Here is a 26,619-nt window from a genome sequence, read left to right on the forward strand (position 1 = left end):
ACATTTCCTTGAGATTAACGGGAACCAAGCCGTTCGGCCAAACGATTTACCAACAGCTGGCGGAATTCTTCGCTGCCCTGCTGGAACTTGACCTCAACGCAAATGACATACACGGGGATGTCCATGCCCGCCTGGATGATTTCCGCCGGCACCTTAACCGCATCCTTCTCCGTGATGATAATTGCCTCTGCTCCCATATTTTTCGCCTGCTGCAGGATATCGGTCATTTCCTGCATATTGTAATCGTGATGGTCGGGATAACGCAGGCTTTCAATGATGACCACCCCGAGATCGGACAGCGTCTGTTCAAAGGAAGCCGGATTGCCAATAGCCGATACCGCCATGATCTTCTTCCCACGCATCTGATCTACTTCAATGCCATCACCGGCAATATCCACGTACCAATCCGACAGTGGGATAAAGCAGCGTGGCTGATGGATGCTCTCGAGTATTTGAGCATCCGCATTATTTTTCCGGACGGTCTGGCGAATGTACTCGCAGGACCCTTCGGCTGCCTGATCGACTTTTGTCATCAGGCAGACATCGGCACGGCTGATATGCGATACTGGCTCGCGCAATGTTCCACGCGGCAGGATGTAGCCATTGCCAAACACGTTAACGGCATCAACGAGCAAAATATCCATATCGCGTTCGAGCTGCCAATGCTGATAACCATCGTCGAGGATGGCCACTTCCGCACCAAAATGCTCTATCGCATACTTGCCTGTGAGCGAGCGGTCCGCACCGATGAGAACGGGTACGTTCGGCAGATGCTTTGCCAGCATAAAGGCTTCATCGCCAGCTTCGGCAGCACTCATGTGGAGCTTTTTGCCATCGGATACGATACCGACTTTCCCATGCCATTTCGCCCGATACCCACGGTTCAGGATTACCACATGATAGCCCATATTGCGGATATCGGTTGCCAGCCGCTGTGCCGTTGGCGTCTTACCCGTGCCGCCCACGGTCACGTTGCCCAGGCTGATGACAAAGCAGTCCAGCTTGCGATGGGTAAATATCCCCACGCGGTAGCCGGCCAGTTTGAGATTCACCAGACCCGCATAAATCAGCGAAAATACATAGAGGATGCCCATGATGATATGCATGAAGAAACCATGAACTTCCTTACTGTGCACCAAATCGATAAAGTACGTCTGGAAATTATCGATTTTTTGCGTAGCGCGGGCGCGCTGACGGTTCTCCGGACAACTTTCATAAGCCTCGAGCATTTCCCGCAGAATAACCGCCGATTTACGCGATGCGCCTTTATTTTCATTGACGATGGCGAGCGTTTCCGCCTCCATGCGGGCGCGGTGCTCTGGGTCATCGAAAAGACGAACTACCTCTTTGGCGAGTTCTTCCTCATTGTTTACGGTAATGCAAGCATCGCGGTTCTTGAATAGCGCATGGGTGTCTTTGAAGTTGAACATATTATGACCGACGATAATGGCCTTGCCATGTGCTGCCGGCTCCAAAATATTGTGCCCACCATGCGGGATCAGACTCCCGCCTACATACACCACATCACCCACACTGTATACCTTGCCAAGCTCACCGATAGTATCGAGAATGACAATATCTTCGTTATGGGACTCTTCCTGCTGGAGCTTTGTACGGGTGGTCACCGTGAAGCCCGCTTTTTTGCAGAGGTGAATGACTTCCTGGGTACGAAGCAATTCTCGCGGTGCGATGACCAATTTGGCACCGCGATGTTTTTCCCGAACTGCCTGAAAGGCTTTCAGCACATAGTCCTCTTCCCCACGATGGGTGGAACCAGCCAGGAAAATCCCCTCGTTATCCGTGAGCCCCATCTCCCGGATAATCCGTTCTTTTTCCTCCGCACTGACATCCGTATAGGTCTGATCGAACTTCGTATTGCCTGTAACCGTGACCAATTCTGGCGGCGCACCGAGCCGCATGATGTAATCCGCATCAATCTGAGACTGCATCGCAAACTTCTTAACCGTACCAATCATTTCCGTAAGCAAACTGTGGAGATGCTTGTACTGTTTGACACTCCGGTCACTGATGCGGCCGTTGACCATCATGACCGGAATGTGCAACTGACGGGCGGTTTTCAGGAAATTCGGCCAAAGCTCCGTCTCAACCGGCAAAAACACCCGTGGATGAATGCGGCGCAATACATGTCCGGCCAAGAATGGCAAATCCAACGGAAAATAAATGATGGAATCCGCATCCTTGATGATACGGTTCGCCATCTCGTAACCACTAGTCGTTACTACTGACACCAGAATAGGGCTCGTCGGGAACTCCTTGCGGAATTCCTTGATAAGCGGGCTTGTCGCCACAATCTCGCCCACGGAGGCAGCATGTACCCAGATGCAATGCTTCTTGGCCACTTTTTCCAAAGCATGCTCGGGAAAGAAACCGAGGCTCTGCCGGATTCGCATCACAAATCCCTTTTCACGAATCGATCGCACCATGAAAACGGGAATGATCATGATGGCAACAATGATCGCCAAGATATTATAGAGTATCTGCATATCTCTATCTTTCCCTTCTTACACGTTCTTCTTGTTGAATTGAATATTATACAAATAGCTATACAAGCCATCAAGTTTCAAAAGTTCTTCATGTGTACCATGCTCTTTTACATGACCATTGTCAATAACAAAGATCTGGTCGGCATTGAAAATCGTCGAAAGGCGATGGGCAATGACAAAGGACGTACGACCCACCATAAGCTTGTCTAGGGCAGCCTGAACGATTTTCTCACTTTCCGTGTCCAGAGCTGACGTCGCCTCGTCAAGAATCAAGATCCGCGGATTCTTGAGGATTGCCCGGGCAATGGCCATGCGCTGGCGCTGCCCGCCCGAAAGGTTCATCCCGCGCTCCCCGATTTTCGTTTCATAGCCCTGGGGCAGGTTGCGGATGAATTCATCGGCATTGGCCGCCTTGGCTGCCTCGATGACCTCCTCATCCGTAGCATCCAAACGGCCATAACGGATATTTTCCATTACCGTTGTCGAGAACAACAGGGTTTCCTGCGGAACAATACCAATCTGTTCCCGCAGCGACGAAACCGTAACATCGCGGATATCCGTTCCATCGATTGAGATGGAACCATCCGTAATCTCATAAAAGCGCGGAATCAGGTTGGCAATCGTCGACTTGCCTGCACCACTCGGCCCAACGAAGGCAATCATCTGGCCTGGCTTAGCATCCAGTGAGACATCCGACAGGGCCGGAACCCCCTTCTTATACTCAAAGGATACGTGATTGAGCTTGACCGCACCGGAAATCTCCGGCAGCGGTTTTGCCCCTTCTTTATCACTGATAGGCTCTTCCAAATCAATGACCGCAAAGACGCGGTCAACCGCAGCCATAGCGCGCTGCAGGTTGCCATATACGCGGGACAAACGCTTGACCGGATTGGCCAGATTGACGGCATACGTCAAAAATGCCACCAATGCACCAGCCGTCATTTCGTCATTGACAACCTCATAGCCGCCAAACCACACGATAAAGGTGACCGATATTGCCGCCAGAAATTCTACTGTCGGCGTCAACAGGCTCGTAAGCTGAACATTTTTCATAGCCGCCTGGAAATTGAGCTGATTCTGATGGGTAAAACGATCCGTCTCATACTTTTCACGGACGAAAGATTTCACCACGCGAATCGCCGAAATGCTCTCCTGCAACAGGGAAGTGATGTCCGCCATGCGTTCCTGGATAACCGTACCATTGCGCTTGATTTTCCGGCCAAAGATTTTCATCGCCTGCCCCACCAAAGGAATGACCACCAAAGTCAGCAGGGAAAGTTTCCAATCCAGGTAAACCATCAAAACCAGCGAACCGATAAGAATCGAACCTTCCGTGACCATCTCAATGAGCTGGTCCACGAGTGCTGACTGGATGGCCGCAACATCGTTGGTGATGTAACTCATCGTCTCACCGGTCTGATGTTTATCAAAATACGCCATCGGCATGCGCTGGAATTTACGGAACATAACCTCACGGACATCGATGATTACCTTTTGGCCAATATACGACACCAGATAGGACTGCCCATAAAAGAATATGCCACGAATAAAGAACACCACAACGATGCCAACGCAAATCATATTGAGCATCATCATATCCTTATCCGCTAACACTTTATCGATCATATCCTTGATAATCCAAGGCAGGTACAGGTTACAGCCGGCTGCTACAATAATGCAGATAATAGCCAGGACCAGCTGCTTCAGATATGGTCGAATAAACTGAAGCAGTCGCTTATAATTCTTCATGTTCTTCCCCCGATAATTCTTTACTTTCCGAAAAGCGGCGGGCAGCCGTCAGGATTTTTTCCGCTACCCTTGCCGAAGCTCCCGGTGCCCCCAGTTTTTCGCAGGCGGCCGCAAGCTTGGTCACCACAACTTCCCGGCTCTCCTCGCCTGGATAGAGGCGCAGGAGCTCTGTGGCAATATTTTCCGGAGTCACTGCATCCTGCAGCAGCTCCGTTTCAAACTGCTCGCCGAGCAGAATGTTCGGCAGGCTGAAATTCTCTACATGTACTAACAATTTTCCTACGGCATAGGAAATTGGCGACAACCGATAGAGCACCACGCATGGCAGCCCCATAAGGGCAGCCTCCATGATAACCGTCCCTGAAGTTGCCACAGCAGCATCGGCCGCCCCCATCAGCGAATAACGCATCTCATGGGTGAGCGTCACCGGCACACCAGCTTCCTCGATGAGCTGGCGAATCCGCGCCTCATTGATTCCATCGGCCACCGGCAGCAGCAGCATCGTATCCGGCTTCTGCTCTAAAAGCTTCTTCGCACCAACCAGCATCGAAGGAAGCAACAATTCGATTTCCTGTTTGCGGCTGCCAGGCATCAGCAAGACTGCCGCCTTATCCGCAGGAATGCCGAAGTGTTTCCTGGCCTGTTCGCGCGGCAGTTCCGCCTTTACCTTGTCTACCAACGGATTGCCGACAAAGGAAATATTAGCCCCAGCCTTTTCATATACGGGAAGCTCGTGCGGGAAAATAGCCACAAATTCGTCGGCCCATTTCGTGCATTCCTTTGCCCTTCCCTTGCGCCAAGCCCAAGCCGACGGCGGGATATACGAAAACACGGGGATACCGAGCTTCTTGGCCCGCTTGGCCAACCGCCAGTTGAAATCCGGATAATCGATCAACACCAAAAGATCTGGCTTTTCCTGTTTCATGAATTCCGTCAGACCATCCAACAGATTCAGAAGGCGCCGCAGGTTCTTAATCACTTCCCACACGCCCATTACATTATAATCGGCAAAATTCTCATAAAGCCGTACGCCAGCCTCTTCCATCCGCGCACCGCCAAAACCGATAAGTTCAATGGACGGGTCCATCCTAAGGATAGAAGATGCCAGCTGTTCTCCATGCACATCACCGGACACTTCACCGGCAGAAAACATGATTTTCATGCAGAACACCTCCTGCTATTTCACATAATAGTCCACTCTTTATTATACATAAAGTTGATGCAGAGTGCAAAGCACTCCACACCCCCTCTTACATGAAAAAGACGCAAATGGACACATTTTTGTATCCACTGCGTCTACGAATTACATTGCTACAATCGTTATATCGTTTTCATCCGCCAGTTTCAGGACCTTGTCCTGTTCAACCAATAAGGTTTCACCGGCCTCAATGACCAAAGCCTTGGCGCCTACTTCCACCATTGTGCGCAAGGTGGTAAGACCTACCGCGGGCACATCGAAGCGCTTATCCTGCTGTGGCTTGGCCACCTTGGCCACCACAGCGCCGCCTCTAGCCAGCTGACCGCCACGACGGATACAAGCATCGGTGCCTTCAATGGCTTCCAAAGCCATGACAGCCAGTCCTTTCACGACCACAGTCTGACCTACGTCCATGCGGCCGATTTCCTTTGCCATCCGAAAACCGAACTCCATGTCCTTCTTCTCATCCTCAGTCGGTTTGCGCTTGGTAAGCACGCCTGCTGCCGGCATCAATGGCCGAATCAACGCGGTCTGATCGACAACTTTGGCCCCGGTGCTCTCGACAGCAGCCACCAAGGCCTCCATAACCGTATCATCTTTACGGTCCTTGAGGCTCATGAGAATCTGCATGGTCTTAAGATCCGGCATCGCCTTATGCGCATACAAGAGTTCCTTGGTAACTTTGCCAATCATCGTCACCTGGGTAATCTTGTTCTTCTTCAAATACTTGAGAATCTTACCGACCTTAAAGACGCTGATCTCCTGATAGTCCGTAGCATATTCCTTCAGGCATTCTTCCGTCTCCGGAAGCAAGGAAACAATATATACCTCATTGCCCTGTGCTCTGGCTGCTTTGGCACATTCCACCGGCAAAAAACCGATGCCGGCCAGCAGTCCGACTCTTTCCATGGAAATCCTCCAAATCAATCAAATCTCAGTCATTATCACGACGTTCCCGGCAAATGCCACGGTCAGCATTGCGCAGGAAGCGCAGCAGATGATCGACCTCATCACAGGAATCTACTTCCTGCTCGATTACCGATATTGCCTGCTCCAACGTGAGACCAGCACGGTAAACAATTTTGTACGCCTGCTTGATATTGCGGCGGGCCTCCAATTTGATGCCAGCGCGGGAAATTCCGACGCTGTTAAGGCCTACGACCTTGGCCGGGCGTCCATCGACAATAGTGAACGGAACGACGTCCTGCGTAAGCTTTGACATGCCGCCAACCATGGCATTGCGGCCAATTTTGACGAACTGGTGCACACCAGCCATGCCGCCGACAACGGCGCGGTCCTCTACGACAACATGACCAGCCAGGCTTGCCAGGTTCGACATGATGACGTGATTGCCCACGATGCAGTTATGCGCAACATGGGTCAGCGCCATCAGCAGGCAGTCACTGCCAATACGGGTTTCTTCGCCTTCACCGGTAGCACGATGAACCGTTGCCCCCTCGCGAATGGTGGTCCGGTCACCGATTACGGTATAACTCTTCTCCCCCCGGAACTTGAGGTCCTGCGGTTCTTCGCCAATCGATGCCCCCTGGAAGATATGGCAGTCTCTGCCGATTTCCGTCCAGCCTTGGATTACTACGTGCGGGCCGATTACCGTGCCCTCACCGATCTCGACATTCTCGCCGATAACCGAGTACGGACCAACCGTGACGTTCGCGGCAATCTTCGCCCCCGGTGCGATAACTGCAGTCTCATGTATATTATTTGTAATACTGGTTTTCTCAGTAGTCATCTGCTCCAACTCCTTCAACTATCCTTAAACTGACAGCCATTCACCCCTGAATATGGCTGCAGGTTTCTTTGCTCTGTCCTTATATTTATATATTCCCCAAGAAACTCCAAATTCTCGTATCTTATATGACAGCAAATCCAGGCGTTTTTCGAGTTGAACAAAGATTATCTCTTTCTCTCATGCAAAAATCATTGAAAATCAAAGATTTTCGCTCTTTCTCATAGCAAATTTGAAATCAGCCGAAGCAGCAAGCTTACCATCCACATAACCATCACAGTGAAGCATACCAAAATCTCCACGCACACGAACGAGGTGAGACTTCGTCACCAGCTGATCGCCCGGCACTACCGGGTGTTTGAACTTGACGTTCTCCATGCCGCCAAACAGTGCAATCTTGCCACGGTTTTCTTCCGGATACAGCATCATAACACCGCCGACCTGAGCCATCGCCTCAAGAATCAAAACGCCAGGCATGATGGGATGATCCGGGAAATGTCCACGGAACTGCGGCTCCATCATCGTCACGTTCTTGATGCCTGTTGCCGATTTCATCGGGTCCAGTTCAATGATGCGGTCAACCAGCAGCATCGGCGGACGATGCGGCAGGATTTTCTGAATTTCGTTGATATCTAAAACCATGATTTTTCCTTCTTCCTTTAATTAATCACAATCCAACATTAACCCAATGAACCAGCAATCACTTTTGCCAGCTGCGTATTAAGCGCATGACCAGAAGCCACCGCGATGACATGACCGCGGATTTTTCCTGCCAGGCGCAAATCGCCAATCACATCCAAAATCTTATGACGGACCAACTCATCTTCAAAATGAAGCGGATTCAGCCATCCCTCGTCATTGTAAACGATGACGCTTTCCAGGGTTCCGCCCAGCCCCAGTCCCATATTACGAAGTGCTTCAATCTCTTTTTCGTAAGCAATCGTACGGGCCGGTGCAATTTCCTTATGATAAGTTTCTGGTGTAATCTCGAAATTCTGGTACTGAACACCAATGAGCTTGTGCGGATTCAGCGACGTAAAGCTTACACGGAAACCATCGTAAGGAACGACCATGACAAACCGTTTATTTTCTTCATCATCAATACGATAGACCTTGTCGATAACGATCTCATGGCATTCCTTTTCCTGCTCCTGACGGCCAGCCTTCTCCAGCAACTCAAAAAATGCCAGCGAAGAGCCATCTGCCACTGGTGGTTCCTCCGAATCCATTTCCACCACGCAGTTATCGATGCCCTGCGCATGAAAGGCACTCATCAAGTGCTCGATCGTGAATACTTTATAGCCATTTTCCTCAACCGTTGTCGCGCGCAGCGTCGACGTGACGTTTGAGGCTGCAGCATGGATTGACGGCCGTTCTGCAATATCGGTGCGAACGAACAGGATTCCCGTGTCAACCGGTGCTGGTTTGAGCACCATGTGAACCTCCCGGCCCGAATGCAATCCGATGCCGGTATAGGAAACCTCTGCCGCAATCGTAATCTGTTTCTGCAAAACTACTCCCCCCGAATAAAAATTCCTTTCTCTATTTTACCCAACAATGTTCGGTTGCGCAAGTAGCCGAAGTACTCACCACTCTTCACGGACAGACTTCCAGCGGTCGTGCAGCCAGAACCATTCTTCTGGATATTTCCGGACATGGTCTTCGATCGCTTTCGTCAACAACTGAGACATCTGACGAATATCCTCACGCTTATCCTTGGTCTTTTCCACATGGAACGGTCCCTCGACAATCAACGTATGCCTGCCATTTTCTTCCCGATGCATAAACGAAGTGAATATCGGGACGTTCTGAAAACGAGCCATCGAAGCCGCCCCCGGCGTACAGTTCGTCGGCTGATTGAAGAAATCCAGGATAATGCCGTCATGACGGTTGGTATCCTGGTCCATAATCAAACCAATGGCCCAGCCTTTTTTCAGCATCGCAAACATCTCCCGCACATCCGTCTTGTAGGTGATATGCATGCCAATCATGGTCCGATACTCATTGATGAAGCGGTCTGCTCCTGATGACTTCTGTTTCATGGCCACTCCGACCAGCGGAATACCAGCCATGGCAAACGCGCCGCCCATGAGCTCCCAGTTGCCACTGTGTGCTGCCGCGATAATTGCTCCTTTTCCCTCAGCCATGCCTTGCTGAAGTTTTTCCAGGCCCTCGATGCGAACGTATTCCTGTGGTTTCTTCTTGATCAGTGGAAAGCGAAGCACCTCAAACAGCATCGGTCCAAAGCGGACAGCACTGGCCTTGGCAATTCGCGTTGCCTCCGCTTCACTGACCTGCAAACATTTCTTTATCTGTTCCCGTGCCAACCGCTTGCGTTTGCTTGGCAGGACCAGCCAGGCAAAATTTCCCAAGCCGCGTCCCAATGCCTCACACACGGTTCGTGGAAGCATGCAGGCAATCGCACTGATTGCCTTCATCAGATAGTAGGAAAACATCTTTTTTCCTCCCTTTTCCTAACGATTCCATACTCTTGCAAAAAGGCCCCCTCAAAGGAGGAGGCCTCTGCTAAGCAATTACTCTTTTTCGTACTTTGCCAGTTTCTTTTCCAACTGTTTGAGCTTTTTATTCATTTCCGGCAAATGCTTCATAGCTGCCTGCATACGAAGCCATTCCGTATGGGACTGCACAGGGAAACCAGCACAGAATACGCCCTCCGGCATATTGCTGATAATACCGGAACGAGCTGCATAAACCGAGTTGGCGCCAATATTGATATGGCCAACCGTTCCGACCTGACCACCGAAGGTAACATTATGACCAACGGTCGTCGAACCGGAAATACCCGTCTGGGCAACAATCAAGCAGTTCGGGCCAATTTTGCAATTGTGGCCGATATGAACGAGATTGTCGATCTTCGTACCCTTGCCAATAACCGTCGACCCCATAGCGGCGCGATCGATACCATCATGAGCACCAATCTCCACATCATCCTCCAGGATGACATTGCCCACCTGCGGCACCTTCGTATGAACACCGTCTTTCGTTGTAAAGCCAAAGCCATCGGAACCGATTACCGCGGAGCTGTGTACGACGCAGCGCTTGCCCACATGACAATGCTCACGAACCGTAGCACTAGAATAAATAACACTGTCGTCCTCAATCTCTGCATACTGGCCAATATAGGTGTGCGGATACAGCGTTACGCGATCACCGATAACGGCATGGTCATCAACCACGGCAAACGGCATGATTACGACATCTTTCCCGATTTTTACATCTTTGCCGATATGTGCCTGTTCACTTACCCCCATTTCAAACTGAAGCTTCGGCGTAAAAAGTTCCAGCAATTTGGCAAAAGCAGCCCGCGGCTCCTCGACATACAATGCCGTTTTCGGGAAATCCTCGATTCCCTCAGGCAGCATGACAGCTGCCGCCTGACAGCTTTTCGCCTCTTCGATATGCGGGTCAACCGCGAAGGTCAAATCGTTTTTTCCCGCACCTTCAATATTATCCAAGCCATGAATCTCTACAGATGCATCACCCACAATACGACCGCCGACAAACTCTGCGATCTCCTGCAACGTCTTTTTCATGTTTTCTCTCCATCCTTTTCCTTACTGAAGCTTCGAGATGACTTCATCCGTCACATCGACAGCACCTGTGATGGCAATGGGCTGTTCCTGAGAGTTATTGACCACGGCATCCAGTTTCTTTTCCTTGGATACGCTTCCGAGAGCAACATCCATCTTCTGGCGAAGCTGGAGGGAATACGACTGATTGATCCCCTGAAGTTTACGCTGAGCATCCATCTGGAGTTTCTGCGCATCTTCCTGGCTCATATTCGGATTTTCCTTCATCTTCTGCTGAATCTCAGCCTGCGACTGCGCTCTGGCTTCATTCAGTTTCTGATTGCCCTCTTCTACCAAAGCCGAAATCTGCGGTGCTTCCTTGGAAACACGCTCGCCATCAATATAACCAATCTTAGCCTGGCCACAACCACTCATGAGCATCATCGATGCGAATGCTGCTGCCAGCAGGGCCGTAGATCTTTTGCGTAATTTCATGTTGTTATTCGCTTCTTTCTTTCAACTTTTATTATCTTCAGTACCCTCTTCCGCTTGGGACGGAAGGGTTCTGATTTCCTGTACCAATTCATCCGTCACATCGACGGTATCAACACCTACCACCATACCAGTCGAACGAGTAACCCGCTCAAACATTTCCTGGTGCGGACCAAAATTCGAAAGCAGCTGTGGCCGGTTGGCGAGGATCAAGGTAAAGTGATGAAGAATGGCAACCTTCGCAGCCTTCCCCGCCACATCGTTCAAAATGTGACTTTCCAAAGCCTGAAGTTTTGCCCGTTTGTCCGCCAACTCTTTGCGTTTTTCCAAGCGCTGCTGAACCATCTGGACTTTTTCCATCTGCTTCTGCATGGCTTCGGCATTCCGCTTTTCTGCCTCGGTCTTCTGCGCCGCAGCATCAGCCTTTTGCGCATCCCGCTTCTGTGGCAAATCCTGGCGCCAAGCCTCAAGTTCCGGTGCCAGCTCCTGCTTTACATGGTCACTTATCTGCTGTTGATATTCCCGATAAAGTTCCACCTGACGCAGGCCACGCTCACGCCGAAGCTGTTGACGCTGTGCCTCCCACTCGGCCCGCTCAGCCTCTCTTTGCTGCTTGCTGTCCAAGGGGTTGTGCATAGCTGCCTGATTATCCAGCTTGATGTTGATGTTCAACAATGCATTGAGGTATTCCTCGTTGATTGCATTGCGGCGGGCTTGATATTCGGCATCCGTCGCCGTGCGATATTCTTCCGTAAGGCGCTTGCTCTTCCGTTCGATTTCCGCCCGCTTGCCAATTACATCTTGCGCGTTCTTAGCCCAGACCGAATCGTCAAACGTCTTTTTATCAAGCTCCGGTGAATTAACGGTAAAAAGCTCCGCCAAGTCTTTCGATTCAAGTTCTAATACCCGGCAGTCTTCTCGAAGATTCTTGAGCTTTTCATAGTCCGGATGAGCCTCAATGACCTGCTGCCAATCGATAAGGCCGGTATCGGCCCGAGCGGCCGCCTGCTCATTATCCACCACAGTACGGGTGACAAAGGAACGAAAGAGTCCCGCTCCTGCGGCCACCAAGCAGGCAGCGACAATAGCACCTGCGATGATATTGCGCCGCCGCTTGGACAAACGCATCGATTTTTCCGCGGGCTTATCCTCTCCCATCTTTGTCTCACCTCTTTAAAAGAATTACCGAGCGCAACGAGTGGCTCGGTATTTCCAGGTCCATATACCCTTATCGGAACGTCCGCTTACCGGCGTCCTGGATTATTTGCTGATCTGCTTGATGACATCCTGCGTGATGTCCTGGCCACCGTAAACTACAGCGCCCTTCTCCAGGACAACCGAGAGGCCCTTCTGCTCAGCAACTTTCTTGACAGACTCCTCGACGCTCTTCTGCAGCGGCTCGGTGAGTTCCTGACGCTTCTGCATGAGGCGCTGCTGCGTCTGCATTGCATAGTCCTGCTTCTCCTGATCGTTCATGTTGGCCGTCTTGGAAGCGAACTCTTTCTGTGCTTCCTCATAAGCCGTATTGAATTCCTTTTCCGCATCCTGTGCCTTCGGATTCTGGCTCATTACCTGATTATAGTCAACAACACCAACATTCGAGCTGGCAGCATTGGCAATCCCCGTACCAGACTGCGTAAGAGCCAGAACAACCACGGAACCGACAAAAACGATAGCGATAAGAACGCTGATGATCTTTACCTGTTTCTTCTGTAATTTAACCATTTCAAATTCTCCTTTTCCCTTGCGGGGCTTGGTAGTGTTAAATTTCCGCTATGGCAAGGCCTAAACCGCCATACACGAATTTCATTATAACAAACTCTTATTCCTTATTCAAGCATATTCCTTCAATTCTCCTGTGCCCAAAATCAGAAATTGCCAACTAAACGAAGCCAATTCTGATGACGGTCGGCCAGATATTCCAAACCGAGGAAATCATGCATTTTGTAGCACAGGGCCGCCTCACCAATCTTATCCAAGAAGCGATACTCATACCGCAGCAGCCAACGCGGGGCTAACTGCTGGGATGCTGCCATGATAAAACGCCGTTCGTGTAAATCATAGCGAAGCTGTGCATGGGTACGCGAGCTAAGGCGGCGGTCATAGCCAGCTGCCCAGCCCCAATCCATATCCTGAGGCATGAGATCTACGAGCAAAAACAACTCATCCTGCTGGGACAGCATCGTTCCGGCATGGAACCGGAACAACAAGCTCTCGTTGTCCTCATGGCCATTTTTATCTTTGCGCCCAATATCCAGCCAGCCAGTCAACCGGAGCCGATAACGGCTCGTATCCGAGCGGCTCATAACATGCAGCCTTTCCGCCACATCCATGCTGACCGTCGTTTTCATATGATAGGAACGAAAATCCGTCAGCGCATCAAGTTCCTGTGCAAACTGCTCGGAAAGTTCCCGTTCATGCCGCTTGATAAATTTCACGGGAACACCGACTAAATCATCCACCTTATCCTGCATCACCTCGCGGCGGGATAGCAGCGTGACATTAGGCACCGTATCCGAACGCATGGATAAATCCACCGTCCGCACCACCGGAAGCTTTGGATAAACTACTAGTTTTACCCTGGCTTCGCGTTCCGGGTCAATCTCAAAATCGCCACGGAATTCCGGCAGATGTTCCGCCAAATAATCGTTTAGATGATGCTTGAGCACCCCATTGGTCCAGTCTGTTGCTGCTGTGGGAAGTCCCGTCAACGCGTCCTGGAAAACCTTATCCACATCTGCCAAGTCCCTGCGGACCAAAGCCTCCATACGCGGCGGCATTCCCTCCACCTGCACATCGACATCCACCTTGCTAATAACCTCTGACCACGGCAAAAGCAGTACCTCTACCCTTGTATCAGCCGCCGGATGAATCGTCACTTGACGGACCGTATAGCCTACCAACACCTTATCGAACACCTCATGAATAAGCTGTTCCTTCTGCTGGCATGACGCCTCGACTGACGCTACCGTCTGACCATCGATAAGTTGTCCAGCTATCGCCTGAACACTCTGCTGCATGCGCTGCTGCACCAATGGCGGCATGCTATCAGCGGCGGCAACAACAGCCGTCACCTTCTCCACCCGTTGCACGGACACCGCTTCCACTGGCTGGCAGACAGACAGCCAGCCAAGAGCCATCAGCAAGGCTAGGATGGTCTTCATGCGGCCAGACACTTCCTTTCTTCGGCAATCAGAACGTGCCACCTACCGTGAAGTGGACACGACCGCCATTCTTGCCGCGGCCATAATCGAGGCGCAGCGGTCCGATTGGCGTATTCAGGGAGAGTCCGACACCTACGCTGCCCTGGATATTGTCCGCCCCCGGTACCCAATCATTGTACCAGGCACCGCCCCAATCAGTGAACAGGGCGCCCTGTACTTTCGAAACAATGGGGAAGCGGTACTCAAGGGTCGCCAGTGCCATACGGGTGCCGCGGAACTGGTCCTCACGATAACCGCGCAAGCTGCTCTGGCCACCAACCTTGAACAAGTTGAACTCCGAAATATGACCACGGCCTGCACCATACTGGCCACGCATCGCCAATACCTGCGCATGGCCCACCTTTACATAACGCTGGTCTTCAATGGTCATCTTCTGGAAGTCAAAATCTGCCCCCAGGCCAGCCACCTCACCAGAGATGCTGATACGTCCGCCCGTTGTCGGATTGTAGATATTGTCACGGGTATCCGTTACATGCTCCAGGGTAACGCTGCGGGTCGTACCAAAGTTGTCCTTCACCCACTGAGTGCCTTGGCGATTACCGGCATTACCATTCTCCGTATGACGTACGTACTGATCCTTGCGGTTGCGCAGCGTAATGTAGTTCGTAGAGTATTCGCTTACCGGACGGCTCAACGTAATCTCACCACCGGAATATTTCCGCATATAAGACTCTTTATGATGTCCGTCCGTATCATAATCATCATATTCATAAGTACGGTTATAAATGCGGAAGGTTCCCGCTGTTTCCTTATCATCAAGCCATGGCTTGCGATAGGAGAAAGAATACCCATGGGCGTCAGAATCGTCGCCACTCTTCTCAAAGGTCAGGCTGACAGCATCGCCCGTGCCGCGGAAGTTTGTATCGCCGACACTGATCATGCCGATGACACCGTCTTCGCTGCTGTAACCAGCACCGATGCCGAAGGAACCCGTGCGTTTCTCTTTGACATCAAGCTCTACCTCTACGGCATTCGGCTCAACGCCCGGATTCATCTTGATATTTACATCTTCGAAGAAACCGAGGTTGTAAACGCGCTGAAGACTGCGGCGTGCCTGCTTCGAGTTGAAGGGCTCACCCGGCTTCTGGCGCATCTCGCGCAGAATGACACGCTCCTTCGTCTTGGTATTGCCTTTTATCTTGTAGCTCTCCAGCGTTCCCTCGTTGATTTTCAAAACGAGATTGCCGTTACGGTCAATGTTCATATCCGTAATCTTCGCCAGAATATAACCGTCTTTGCGATACTGATCCTGGATCGCCTGGACGTTCTGCTGGAGTGTGCGGCTGTTCAAGAGGTCGCCCTGCTTGACCGTAATCAGACCGTAGAGAACCTCATCAGACTCCACGGTATTGCCAACGATTTTGACACTGGAGAGGACTGGATTTTCCAATACATGATAGGTGATAACTACACCTTCCGGAACCTTTTCAAATGTCGGATAGAGGTCGTAGAAATAACCGGTATTGTAAATCGCATCGCGATCCTTGTTCAAGCCCTTAACCGTGAACATATCCCCTGTATGCATCGTAATTGCAGCTTTGGCCGTAGCCTCTGTCGACTTCGTCGTTCCCTCAAAAGCCGTATCGACAATCGTCTGACCTTCAAACGACTTCATATGTTCGGCGATTTCCTTTTCCTGGGGGCGTACTTTTCCCCACTCCTGAGTACGCGTATCGACAGCATCCTTTGCCTGTTCTTTCGTTTCCTCTGCCGGTTTCTGCTCGGTTGCAGCACTTTCTGCAGCTGCTTGCGTCGAAGCCTCTGCACTGGCGGCTGGAGCCGTCACATCGGCAGCAGCATAAGCAGCGCCTGGGAATACCGAAAAGCTGGCAGCAAGCGCTACCGCATAAGCAAGGAATCTTTCATTCTTTTTGTTCAAGGATCAAAACCTCCTAGGTGTAAATATCTATCATCACTACTGCCGCAGGGCTTTGCCCGCTGACTGCATGAGTTTCTGTGTTTCTGCATCCGGTACATGGCCGGATTTCTTGGTGGCAGGTGCCGCTTGTTCTTGCGGGGGCAGGACACGCGGCTGTTCCTTGGCAGCTTCTGCCGGCAGAGTCCTCGGCCCCTCCGCTTTTATTGGCGGCTGCTCGGGTGCCGGCGCAGCCGTTTCGGCGGGGCGGTTCGGCTGGGACTGATCTCTCCCTCCCAAAGAACTGCCTTCGGCCACGGATTCCGAAGGCAGAGAAACATCCTGCTGCGGCGCCAGCGGCACACTTTTCCCCTGAGGGAGTACCGCCATTCCCGCCACCACCAAGATGACTGCCACCAGCGCGGGCAACAGACGGCCGCCCCAGCGCTTTAGCTTAGCACTGCGCGGGCTGTCTTTTACCTGAGCCAGCTCTGCCTTAGCCAGCATCAAGTTCAACTCCCCCCGGACATCATTTTCTTTGTCCAGGGAATGTTCTGCCTGTCCCAGCCAATCACGGGCCGCACGTATATGATTTTTTTGTGCTTTGCGCCGATCCGACATAGAACCCCCTCCTGTGATTCCAATCCTCAAAACTCTCTAGAATTATAATCCAACACGAAGTTCGCTATTTGACCTGCTATTTTGCACGATTATCCTAAAGCAACCCTGTTTATTGCCATTTTTTAGCATTTTTTATCGGTTTTTTACTGATTTTCATCAGAATTCACCAGTTATGCATAAAACGTGACAACATTCCCCGCACACGGCGAATTCCGTTTTTCTGCAAACGGTAGACATGGGAGATACTGACCTGCAACCCCTCCGCCATATCGCCAGCTGCCTCGCTTTGCATATACAGCCCTTCCAAAACGGCTTTTTCCTTTGCCGGCAGGCGATCTATCGCCTGGTGGAGACGGCTTGCAAGCTCATGGCTTTCCGCCTGTTCCATCACCGATGGGCTCATATCCGCCAAATTATCCTTGAGGGAATCTCCACCATCCGCAGGCAGTGCATCCATGCAGGCCACATCCGAACTCCCTTCCTTCTGAAGAAAATTCAGCATGCGCCCACGAATGCGATGGACGGCAAACAAACTGAATGCCACCCCGCGTTCTGGTTCGTAATGTTCTACGGCCTCAATAAGTCCCACCGTGCCTTCCTGTACCATATCCATAACGGATTGCAGTTGACGATACGGCAAAGCCTGTTTAAAAACCAACGGCTGATAGGACTCTATGAGCAGGCGCCTTGCCTCTTCATCGCCCTCTTCTTTATACCTGTGCCATAACACTTGTTCCTGTGCTGGCTCTAACAACCGTACCCGGCTCAACTCTGCGATGTACTGCTCAAATTGCATCCTGCTCACCTCCTTTAATCATTATTCGGATAATGCTCAGAAGGACATTCTCGCCTCGAGGCCGACGATGTAGCCACTGCCTTCCCGGTCAAAGGTCAATCCCAATTTATCATTCAGGTCATACTGAATACCATATCGATTGACATTCTGACCACCAAGGCTGCGCGTATACTTTACCATCACCCGGTCTGAGATATATTTTCCCATCTGAACATTAAAATCGTATTTGTTTGTTTCATTTTCTAAATCGTGATGGTCGTAAATCGAACCACTACCACGAGAAATCGTAAACTGATCCAGGAACAAGAAATCCCGCAGGACGTCTTCGACCTCTGATAGGAAACTCATCTGAATCCCTACCGAAAGCATATCTCCTGCATTCATATTCTTTTGACCATTCTTATAAGCATCCCGTAAAGTCAAAAGCTGAATAATCTGTGTCTGACTCATTTCCGGACTGGACGTCAACTTGATTTCCAGCTTGTCAAGCGGTCCCTTAGCCGAAAGGAATACCTTCGCCTGCGTCAAACGAGTATCCGCAAAGAATTCGATACTTGGCAGAAATGAAGCCACCTGGTCAAACGTCGCCAACCCTTCACGAATCTTAAACTCGGTCTTGAGATAATTTATCGTGCCACCGCGTTTTACCTGCAGACTGCCAGACATCTTCGGATGGCTGACAATGCCTCCCATATGGAACTGACCACCCAAATACAAATCGTAGAGATAAGAACTATAGAAGTGAACTTTATTCCCCACATTGACCTGAATATCCATGACGGCATCGGGAAGATTACTGTCTCCCTCAGGAATTGTCGGAACAGATATCATACAGTTCTGGAAATCCACCGTTCCCGAAATCTTAGGCATATGACGCCCGTAAAAATCGGTATCGAAAACATGCATTTCGCCAGTAATTGGCCCACGGAAAAAATCACTCTGTATATCCAGCTTGTCAGCCTTTAAAGTGAAATCGTATTTATCCGGAGAAACGCCATCCAGCAACAGCGAACCCGTAAGAGAGTACGTACCTTCGCCCATTTTACCAGAAAATTCCTGGACTGTCACTTTGCTGCCGGCGAAGGTGATTTTTGCATTCATATCCGTTATCGGCTTTTCAAGTGCCTTCCATTTCACCGCGCCGCTGGCCAGTCCTACCGTACCATCGATCAGTGGATGAGCGAGCGTTCCATGGACTTTTAGATTTCCTGTCGTTGCGCCCACTGCCCAATCAACCTGCTTAGAAACAGTCGGCAGAAGTGATAAGTCCGCCTGATCGAGCGATACGGTAAGCTGAATTTGCTCGATATCATCAAGCTGCTCATTCTTATCGGCAAAAATCGCCCGTGAAGGAATGATTCCCTGGGCACTCGCCTGATACGTTTTATCCCCGGCAGCTTTCTGGACGGTGAATTTGTCCACCGTTATCAGGCCATTTTTCAAATGAAAAGCACCATCCAAATTATCAAAAGTGGAACCCTGTACGCCCCCATTGTGCCCGCTAATCGTTACGTCAGCTGACGGGTTCGTGACAAAGCCACCGAAATCCGCTTCAATATCCGCGGTGCCGATGACATTGGCCTGTATTCCAACGGCCTTGGCAAACATGCCCATTTCCAGATCAGATGCCGAAAGTTTTCCCTGGATAGGCTGCTCTGCCGCTACGCCAACAGTGCCGGTTAAGGTGAACAAACCCTTGCTGCCTTGTTTCCCTGCGATTTCCTTAACGGTCACCACCTGATCGACCAGCTGCATATCAATGTCCACATCATGGACATCATAGCCGCCAACAGTCCCCTTCGACATGCTGCCATCGACGGATACCTGCGGGTTATCCACCGTCCCCCCAAAAGTCGCACTGCAGTTCAGCCGCCCCTGAACCAAATCGTTTTTCTGATTCAGCAGCGCCGTAATCGCGTTGATATCGGCATTCTGGACAACGACATCGCCGGTAATCACCTTGGTCTCCGTATTGATGGAAGCCACCGCATCATAGGTACCACCATTCTGCTCGAAGCCGAACTGGTCTACATCCACACTACCATTGCGGTATTTGACCATGCCGTGGAGATTCTTGATTTCCTGATCATTGAGTACAATATCCGGCGCATCCAAAATTCCGTAAAATTCCGGTCGGTCCACATTGCCTTTGATGTCGCCCTTGAACGTCCCGTGTCCGCTTACCTCATAGGGAAGTTTGTGTTCAATGCGCTTGAGGTCAATATCCTTCGCCTCAACCTTCATCGAAAGATTCCGATTCTGATCGATCGTACCATTGAGAATCATGTCAATCATCGGCGAATAGGCATGAAAATCCTGCAGGCGAATTACGCCATCGTCCAAGAAATAGTCGCCATCCATTCCGGACAGCAGGATTCCACGATAGCTTCCGCGATAAAAATGAATATAGCCGACGCCTTTCGGATTATCCAGCGTACCCGTAAACTTGATGATGTTATCCACATTACCGGTTATCGGTTGGTCCGGTGCCACCAAGGCCGCGATATCTTCCATCCGTGCGCCCATGGTATCAATCTGCAAGTCGAGTTTCCGTTCCCCGGCAAAACCGACAGACCCAGCTACCCGCCAGACTTCCTTGCCATCTTTCTCCATCAGGAAATCATCGATATGAACCCCATCCAAACTGCCGCTCGCAGTCAGTTTAAGGCTGTCGAACGGCTGCTTGAATAAAGTTCCCTTCAAACCTGAGAACTTGACAACCACCTGCGGATTCGCCAAATCCCCCTGAACCGTTCCCTTGAAATCACTAAGGCCTGTAACATCAGCATTCGGCTCAACTTTCTGCAATAGCGATAAGTCAAAATGCGCACCATAATACGCCAAATCCAATCGGGGCGCTGTCAAAAGATTTGCTATCGTTCCTTCGGCTGCCAACCGGCTATGATTGGGCAGATTGATGCTTAAAAAATCCAGCTGCAGGCTGTCACCAGCCAGGTAGAAGGAAGTATTGATATTTTCAATCGGCAACGCACCATAGGAACCATTTTCAAGTTTTGCACTACCGTAAGCCTGAAGCTGGTCGAGGCTGGTCCCTACGCCACTGATTCCCAGATCCGCAGTTACCTTGCCAGTCACAACAGCTGCCTGCGGCAGCTTCTCGGACAATGCTCCCATGTCAACCCCTAACGCCTTGACATGCGCCGTATACGAAAGATTATCCGCCGCGATAGCAGCCTCTCCTTCGGCCTGACCGCCAAATACCTGAACACGCAAATCCTTCACGAACACGTTTTGGTCCTGATAACGAACCTTCGCAGAAAGATTCTGGAACGGAATATCCATCGCCGAACCTTCCGCCACTTTTACCTGTCCCTCGATGGACGGATCCTTGATGGTGCCACGTACTTTCACGTCAAAAGCAGCCGCCCCCTGATAGGGAAGATTTTTAAGGACCAGGCTGGGATCGAATGATTCCGACGAAGCAGTAAGATCAAGATACGGATTTCCGGTGTCAAAACGTATTTTGCCATGTGCCTTGGCATGCTGTCCCGCTGCATCAGCCTCTACAGAAACCAAAGCCTCCGCATCGGTAAACGCCGCATGTCCCTTGATTCCCGTCACATCCGTTTCCATGATATGAACGGCGCCATCCGTGAAATCCGCATCACCAGTAAACGATAATTTACTGCCATCCCGGAAGGCGTGGATTTGAGCAGCCTCTACCTTGCCGCCGGTTACAGAAATATCCTGAGGAATCACACCAGCTGGCACAAGCTCCAGATAATTGGCCAAATCCATATGATTTATTTTGGCATTCACAATCTGCCGATCGTCATCAAAGGTGCCGGAAGCTTCCACCAACGTTCCTTGATTTTCGCCGCTTATCTCGGCTTTCATGACCGGATAATCCGCCATATCCAAGGACCCGCAAACCTTTTCCAGCGTAAGCTCCTTCCCCTGCATGCGTCCAATGACGCGTCCATTTTCCACGCGAACCAGGCCATGGAATTGCTGGCCGCCTGATGTCTTGCTGATGAGATCCTCAAAGTTCCAGCTGCCATCTTCCCGCTGTGCTACCACTGCCTCCACATTGGAGATTTCGATTTCCTTGACCGCCTCAGCCGGCGCAGAAAGCGCAGAAAGCAGGCGGTAGGTCACCTGCGCCTTTTCTGCACGCGCAATGATCTCTGCCTGCTTATCATAAACTGCCACATCATGGACTTCGAGAGTGCGGAGAGACTTCACCTCTATGCTGCCGACATCAATACGTACGCCGAGCATCTCCGACGCCGTCGATGCCGCAGTACGACCTGCCGTTTCCATAAAAGCACTGGTCTGCATATAGTACCAAAGGCCAGCCAGCACCAAGAGCACGAGGCCCAGGCCTGCCGCCAATATTCCCAATGTTTTCCGCTTCATGATAATCCCCTCAAAAAGCCGGTCCGTGGCTGTATTTTAACGGGTGAATTACTTCACCGCTTCCTCTTTTACTGCTTTTTTGTCGGCATGCTTAGCCTTCGCAGCCTTACGTGCCTCACGTTCCGCTTTGCGGCCAGCTTTTGCCTCTTCCTTCGAGTTCTGTTTCGCCTCTTCGGTCAATTCGAGGATAGCATCATCATGCAGCTTTGCATCCTCGCGGACCTGTTTCAGGCGATTGCCCTGCAGGCGCGATGCGCGGTATTTTTCCACATCGATATCAATCGGCAGTCCCATCGCACGATCCAACGACGCCTTGCTGGTATTGTAGTTATAAAGCGCCGTGTAGTAATTGGTCTTGGCCTCCGTCAGTTTTTCATTGGCATCCATGACGTCAAGGTTTGTACCGACGCCGGCACTATAACGGACATTGGCAATCTTATAATCCTCTTCTGCCTGCGTCACAGCGGTTTTCGTCGTATCGATGTTCTTCTCTGCAGCCTGGAGGTTCAAGTAAGCCGTACGGACATCGAGCTTGATGGATTCGTCCTGCTGGCGGGAAGCCTCCTGCGCTTTGAGCAGCGTTGCCTCAGCCGCATGAACACTTGCCGACGTAACCCCGTTGTCAAAAATATTCCAAGTTGCCTGAGCACCAGCCTGCCAAGCCTCCGACTGTTCGTCCTTAAAAGCCTTGCCTCCAGCGATTGACTTGCTGGCCACAGCATTTACCGACGGATAGTTGCCAGCCTTCGCGGCATTGATTCCAGCCTCTGCCTGTTTAACTGCATAGTAGCAAGCGGCTCCATCAGCCCGATTCGCCAGAGCAAATTTCGTGCAGTCATCCAGCGACAAATCATAATGCGTATAACCGAGCTGATCGCGGATATCCAGCACCGTATCGGTATCCAAGCCGATGACATTGTTGAGGGTCGACACGGCCACATCATAATTGTTCTGGGCCGTTACCAGCGCCTGCTGGGCATTTGCCAGCTGAACCTGCGAAGCCAATACATCCGATTTCGCTACCGTACCGACATTGTAATGCGCATTGACGTTATCCAAATGCTCGCGAAGCGTATTTACAGCATCCTGCTGAACATTGATAAGGTTGCGGCACTGCAGGATTTGATAATAATCCGCCGTAGCCTGATAGCGGATTGCCTGCTTCGTATTCTCAAGCGTTACATCAGCGGCATTGATGCCATAACCAGCTTTATCGATTGCAGCGCGCAAGGAACCATTATAAAGCGGCATTCCCACCTGCAGGGCATTGCTGTACTGCGAATCGATTTTCTTCGCATCATAGTCACGACCGCCCAACGAAAACGCACCAGTTGTCCAGGAAAGCGTCGGCCCCATCTGGCGGCGGGCATTCGAAAGATTCCATTTCGCAGCATCAACGTCAGCCAGTGCCGATTTGATATTGCGGTTGTTTTCCAGAGCCATCTGAATGCTGTCATCCAAATTCAGCTGAATCGTATCCGCAGCGAGCGCCGTCCCAGAAATCGACACAGCCGTCAAAGCCCCCATAACCAGAGCGGTTAATTTTCTATAAAATCTTTTATTCGTCTTCAAGATAAAATCCTCCTTTATCCAAATCCTTAAAAGGACTGACGCAAACCAATGTAGGCAGCGCGCCGTTCTCTATCATTGACATTATTCCACTGCCCCAACAGCGAGGTTCCATTGCTGCCCAGGTCGTATTGAGCCCGCAGCCGGACTGCCAGATCATCGAAATCATAGGCATCGGCTGACACCTTGAAATGCGACCCGATTCTCGAATCGAGTCCCACACCAGCTTCGCCATAGATCAGGCCACCACGGGCATCAAAAGCACCAAAGTGTGATCCCAGCTGGAAATTACCACGATCGGCGTTGCCGATATCATCAATCCCCATCATCAAAAAGGCCCCCGACTGAGAATCCACATTCATATTGAAGTTTGTGCTCCAATCATGCTTCATCCCGCTGTAAAGCAAATCGGCATTCGATGACACCTCAATGGTATCCAGCTTCTTCTTTAGCTTGTCTGCCTTATCCGTCAAACTGCGGGCATTGTGAATAATCGCCTTCGTATCCTCAATGGTTTTCTCATCACCGGCTACCTTGGCAATCCCTTCGGAAATCACGCGGATTTTCTCACTGGTATCGGCAATATTATTAAGCGTCAACCGTAAATTTTCCGCCGTCTGCGGGTCAGCTCCCACCGTAGCCAGATTCGTCATCATTGACTCCACAGCACTGGCTGTACGGTTAAGGCTAGCAGTCATCGTGTTCATGTTGGCCAGCATCTGATTGATATTGCCCTGATTCGTCAAGGCCATGTTTTCAAAGGCCGCCATCATGCCATTGATATGTGCCGTAGCATCCCGCATATTCATGGCCATCTGGATTACGGAGCCTTGGAACTCTGCATTACCGACAATCTTATTCATACCAGCCATAAGTTCCTGCGCCTGATCCACCACTTTGCTGAGTCCAGCAAACATGGTATCCATGCCGGCCTCATCCTGTCCGATAAGGTAATCTCCATTTTCTACCCAGCCGAGCGATGGGTCAGCCGGCAGGATGTTGATGAATTTTTCTCCCATGACGCCAGAGGAACCGATTGTTGCCTGGGAACTTTTCGGTATTTTTACATCACTATTGATGGAAAGCGTCACAGTAACGCCCTGTCCATCGTTCTGGATTTTCTTGACCTTTCCAACGGGAACGCCTGACAGTCTTACCACCGACTGCGGTTCCACCCCAACGACCTGATTGAAGCCAGCATAAAGGGTATAGCCCTTATCGCCGCCCAACTTAAAACCACTGAGCATGATTATGACACCAGCCAACAGCGCCAAGCCAACCAAAGTAAATGCTCCGACCTTTGCTTCTGTACTCATGCGTCATGCCCCCTTAACCGTTCGCAGGGTGTGAAAAAACGCCTGCACCCGCTCATCCTTGATATTCTTGAAATTCTCTACGCTATCCACTGCAATGAGTTCCCCCTCATAAACCATGGCAATGCGGTCCGCAATGCGGCAAGCACTAGCCATATCATGGGTAACCACCACCGAAGTCACCTTGAGTGCCTGCTGGGTGTGGCTGATGAGTTCATCGATCTTTTCCGTCATAATAGGATCAAGACCCGAACTCGGCTCATCATAAAAGATGATTTCCGGTTCAAAGGCAATGGCCCGCGCCAAGCTGACACGTTTCTTCATGCCACCTGATAACTCATTCGGCATTCGCGAAGCTACATTCTCGAGTCCCACCAAATGGAGTTTCTCCTCGACAACGCGCTGGATTTCTTCCTCCGGCATATCCGTATGTTCCCGGAGACCGAAGGCCACATTGTCGCCCACCGTCATCGAATCGAACAGTGCAGAATACTGAAACACCATTCCCATATGCAGCCGGACCTTATCCAACTGCTCCTCCGATAGTTGCGAAATTTCCGTATCGCCAATCCAGATTTCACCCGAAGTCGGCCGAATGAGTCCAATCAGCAAACGCAGCAACGTGCTCTTGCCTGAGCCTGAGCCCCCAATGATGGCAAGCGTCTCCCCATCTTCGATTGTCAGATTGATATGGTGCAGGGCTTCTTTATCCCCAAAGCTCTTGCACACATCCACAAGTCGGATCATAATGCCTCACATTATATAAAGTCTTTCTTAGTAAAGGATGAAAGTCAAAACCGCATTTAAGATAAATATGGCAATAATCGACGACACAACCGTCTTGGTCGTCGCCTTACCAACGCCTTCGGCACCATCCGGACTATGAAGTCCGTAATAGCACCCCAGCACAGCGATGACATTGCCGAAAAAGACCGCCTTGATGACACCGCCGGTAAGATCAAAGACCTCCACAAAAGTGTGGATAGAATTCATGTATAGATACGAGCTGATGCCCGAATAATAGACGGCAATAACCCAGCCCCCTAGGACGCCGATAACATCACCGAACACCGTTAAGATTGGCACGACAATCATACACGCCAGCATGCGGGGAACGATGAGATAGTTTACCGGATTGACCGCCATAACCCGCAGCGCATCAATCTGTTCCGTAACCTTCATCGTAGAAATCTCTGCCGTAATAGCCGACCCAACACGGCCCGCACAGACGACACCGACCAGCACTGGACCGAGCTCACGGCCAATGGCAATCGAAATAATGCCACCGATAGTTCCCTGGGCACCGAATTTAATGAGGATATCCGCAGTCTGCAGCGTAAAGACTACGCCGGTAAACAACAGCGTAAGGCTGACAATCAACAGCGAATCTACCCCGAGATGCGACATCTGTGACAGGATATGCCGCGGTCTGGGCCGATGCCCCAATTCCCGCATAGTATCCCGATAGAGGAGCACGATTGTGCCAAACTCCTCCAGCCGGCGCATGACAAAAGCACCAACGAATTCCAACAGTTTCAGCAGCATCATCTCCTCCTTTCCCCTATCGCTTCGTATTTTAAAGAATACGCCCAAGCATATCATACACTACCTTTCGATTTTAGCAGAGATATTCCAAATAGT

At 50.8% G+C, this 26,619-nt stretch carries 21 protein-coding genes; all 21 read right to left on the reverse strand.

Features of this window, described 5'->3' with window-relative positions; all coding sequences use genetic code 11:
* Nucleotides 1–14 precede the first annotated feature (14 nt).
* Nucleotides 15–2,504, reverse strand: a complete 2,490-nt coding sequence (gene lpxK / locus T504_RS0113305; RefSeq protein ID WP_033171541.1) for a tetraacyldisaccharide 4'-kinase — start codon at nt 2,502–2,504, stop codon at nt 15–17.
* Nucleotides 2,505–2,522: 18 nt separating this feature from the next.
* Nucleotides 2,523–4,253, reverse strand: a complete 1,731-nt coding sequence (msbA, locus tag T504_RS0113310) for a lipid A export permease/ATP-binding protein MsbA (RefSeq protein ID WP_033171542.1) — start codon at nt 4,251–4,253, stop codon at nt 2,523–2,525.
* Nucleotides 4,240–5,415: a lipid-A-disaccharide synthase gene (lpxB, locus tag T504_RS0113315; protein ID WP_033171543.1), complete on the reverse strand. Its 1,176-nt coding sequence runs from the start codon at nt 5,413–5,415 to the stop codon at nt 4,240–4,242. Before lpxB ends, msbA begins: the two co-directional genes overlap by 14 nt.
* 141 nt (nt 5,416–5,556) lie before the next feature.
* The gene (locus T504_RS0113320) at nt 5,557–6,360 is read right to left on the reverse strand and encodes an LpxI family protein (RefSeq protein ID WP_033171544.1); all 804 of its coding nucleotides are present in this window, start codon (nt 6,358–6,360) and stop codon (nt 5,557–5,559) included.
* Between the two features lie 25 nt (nt 6,361–6,385).
* Nucleotides 6,386–7,201: an acyl-ACP--UDP-N-acetylglucosamine O-acyltransferase gene (lpxA, locus tag T504_RS0113325; RefSeq protein WP_033171545.1), complete on the reverse strand. Its 816-nt coding sequence runs from the start codon at nt 7,199–7,201 to the stop codon at nt 6,386–6,388.
* Nucleotides 7,202–7,399: 198 nt separating this feature from the next.
* A complete protein-coding gene (gene fabZ, locus T504_RS0113330; RefSeq protein ID WP_033171546.1) occupies nt 7,400–7,840 on the reverse strand; it encodes a 3-hydroxyacyl-ACP dehydratase FabZ in 441 nt (146 codons plus the stop codon).
* Between the two features lie 38 nt (nt 7,841–7,878).
* On the reverse strand, nt 7,879–8,709 hold the full coding sequence (gene lpxC, locus T504_RS0113335; RefSeq protein ID WP_033171547.1) for a UDP-3-O-acyl-N-acetylglucosamine deacetylase: 831 nt from the start codon (nt 8,707–8,709) through the stop codon (nt 7,879–7,881).
* Nucleotides 8,710–8,784: 75 nt separating this feature from the next.
* Nucleotides 8,785–9,654 (reverse strand): lysophospholipid acyltransferase family protein, encoded by an 870-nt coding sequence (locus T504_RS0113340; protein WP_033171548.1) that lies wholly within the window; start codon nt 9,652–9,654, stop codon nt 8,785–8,787.
* Nucleotides 9,655–9,732: 78 nt separating this feature from the next.
* The gene (gene lpxD, locus T504_RS0113345; protein ID WP_033171549.1) at nt 9,733–10,752 is read right to left on the reverse strand and encodes a UDP-3-O-(3-hydroxymyristoyl)glucosamine N-acyltransferase; all 1,020 of its coding nucleotides are present in this window, start codon (nt 10,750–10,752) and stop codon (nt 9,733–9,735) included.
* A 21-nt stretch (nt 10,753–10,773) separates the two neighbouring features.
* On the reverse strand, nt 10,774–11,223 hold the full coding sequence (locus tag T504_RS0113350; RefSeq protein ID WP_051635409.1) for an OmpH/Skp family outer membrane protein: 450 nt from the start codon (nt 11,221–11,223) through the stop codon (nt 10,774–10,776).
* A gap of 21 nt (nt 11,224–11,244) precedes the next feature.
* Nucleotides 11,245–12,378: a hypothetical protein gene (locus T504_RS0113355; RefSeq protein ID WP_051635410.1), complete on the reverse strand. Its 1,134-nt coding sequence runs from the start codon at nt 12,376–12,378 to the stop codon at nt 11,245–11,247.
* A gap of 102 nt (nt 12,379–12,480) precedes the next feature.
* The gene (locus T504_RS0113360; protein ID WP_033171550.1) at nt 12,481–12,945 is read right to left on the reverse strand and encodes an OmpH/Skp family outer membrane protein; all 465 of its coding nucleotides are present in this window, start codon (nt 12,943–12,945) and stop codon (nt 12,481–12,483) included.
* Nucleotides 12,946–13,088: 143 nt separating this feature from the next.
* A complete protein-coding gene (locus T504_RS0113365; protein ID WP_033171551.1) occupies nt 13,089–14,384 on the reverse strand; it encodes a hypothetical protein in 1,296 nt (431 codons plus the stop codon).
* Nucleotides 14,385–14,412: 28 nt separating this feature from the next.
* Nucleotides 14,413–16,323 (reverse strand): BamA/OMP85 family outer membrane protein, encoded by a 1,911-nt coding sequence (locus T504_RS0113370; protein WP_033171552.1) that lies wholly within the window; start codon nt 16,321–16,323, stop codon nt 14,413–14,415.
* A gap of 36 nt (nt 16,324–16,359) precedes the next feature.
* The gene (locus tag T504_RS14080) at nt 16,360–16,920 is read right to left on the reverse strand and encodes a hypothetical protein (RefSeq protein WP_051635411.1); all 561 of its coding nucleotides are present in this window, start codon (nt 16,918–16,920) and stop codon (nt 16,360–16,362) included.
* Between the two features lie 163 nt (nt 16,921–17,083).
* Complete coding sequence (locus T504_RS0113380; RefSeq protein ID WP_033171553.1) at nt 17,084–17,716, reverse strand: sigma-70 family RNA polymerase sigma factor; 633 nt, start codon at nt 17,714–17,716, stop codon at nt 17,084–17,086.
* A gap of 36 nt (nt 17,717–17,752) precedes the next feature.
* Nucleotides 17,753–22,096, reverse strand: a complete 4,344-nt coding sequence (locus tag T504_RS0113385) for a translocation/assembly module TamB domain-containing protein (protein ID WP_033171554.1) — start codon at nt 22,094–22,096, stop codon at nt 17,753–17,755.
* 48 nt (nt 22,097–22,144) lie between these two features.
* On the reverse strand, nt 22,145–23,623 hold the full coding sequence (locus T504_RS0113390) for a TolC family protein (protein WP_081823482.1): 1,479 nt from the start codon (nt 23,621–23,623) through the stop codon (nt 22,145–22,147).
* Nucleotides 23,624–23,694: 71 nt separating this feature from the next.
* Nucleotides 23,695–24,981, reverse strand: a complete 1,287-nt coding sequence (locus tag T504_RS0113395; protein WP_033171556.1) for an MlaD family protein — start codon at nt 24,979–24,981, stop codon at nt 23,695–23,697.
* A gap of 3 nt (nt 24,982–24,984) precedes the next feature.
* The gene (locus T504_RS0113400) at nt 24,985–25,725 is read right to left on the reverse strand and encodes an ABC transporter ATP-binding protein (protein ID WP_033171557.1); all 741 of its coding nucleotides are present in this window, start codon (nt 25,723–25,725) and stop codon (nt 24,985–24,987) included.
* 27 nt (nt 25,726–25,752) lie between these two features.
* Nucleotides 25,753–26,523, reverse strand: coding sequence for an MlaE family ABC transporter permease (locus T504_RS0113405; protein WP_033171558.1), 771 nt, complete (start codon nt 26,521–26,523; stop codon nt 25,753–25,755).
* Nucleotides 26,524–26,619: the final 96 nt, after the last annotated feature.

The sequence above is a fragment of the Selenomonas sp. ND2010 genome, from assembly GCF_000702005.1.
In the GTDB taxonomy this organism is placed as follows: domain Bacteria; phylum Bacillota; class Negativicutes; order Selenomonadales; family Selenomonadaceae; genus Selenomonas_A.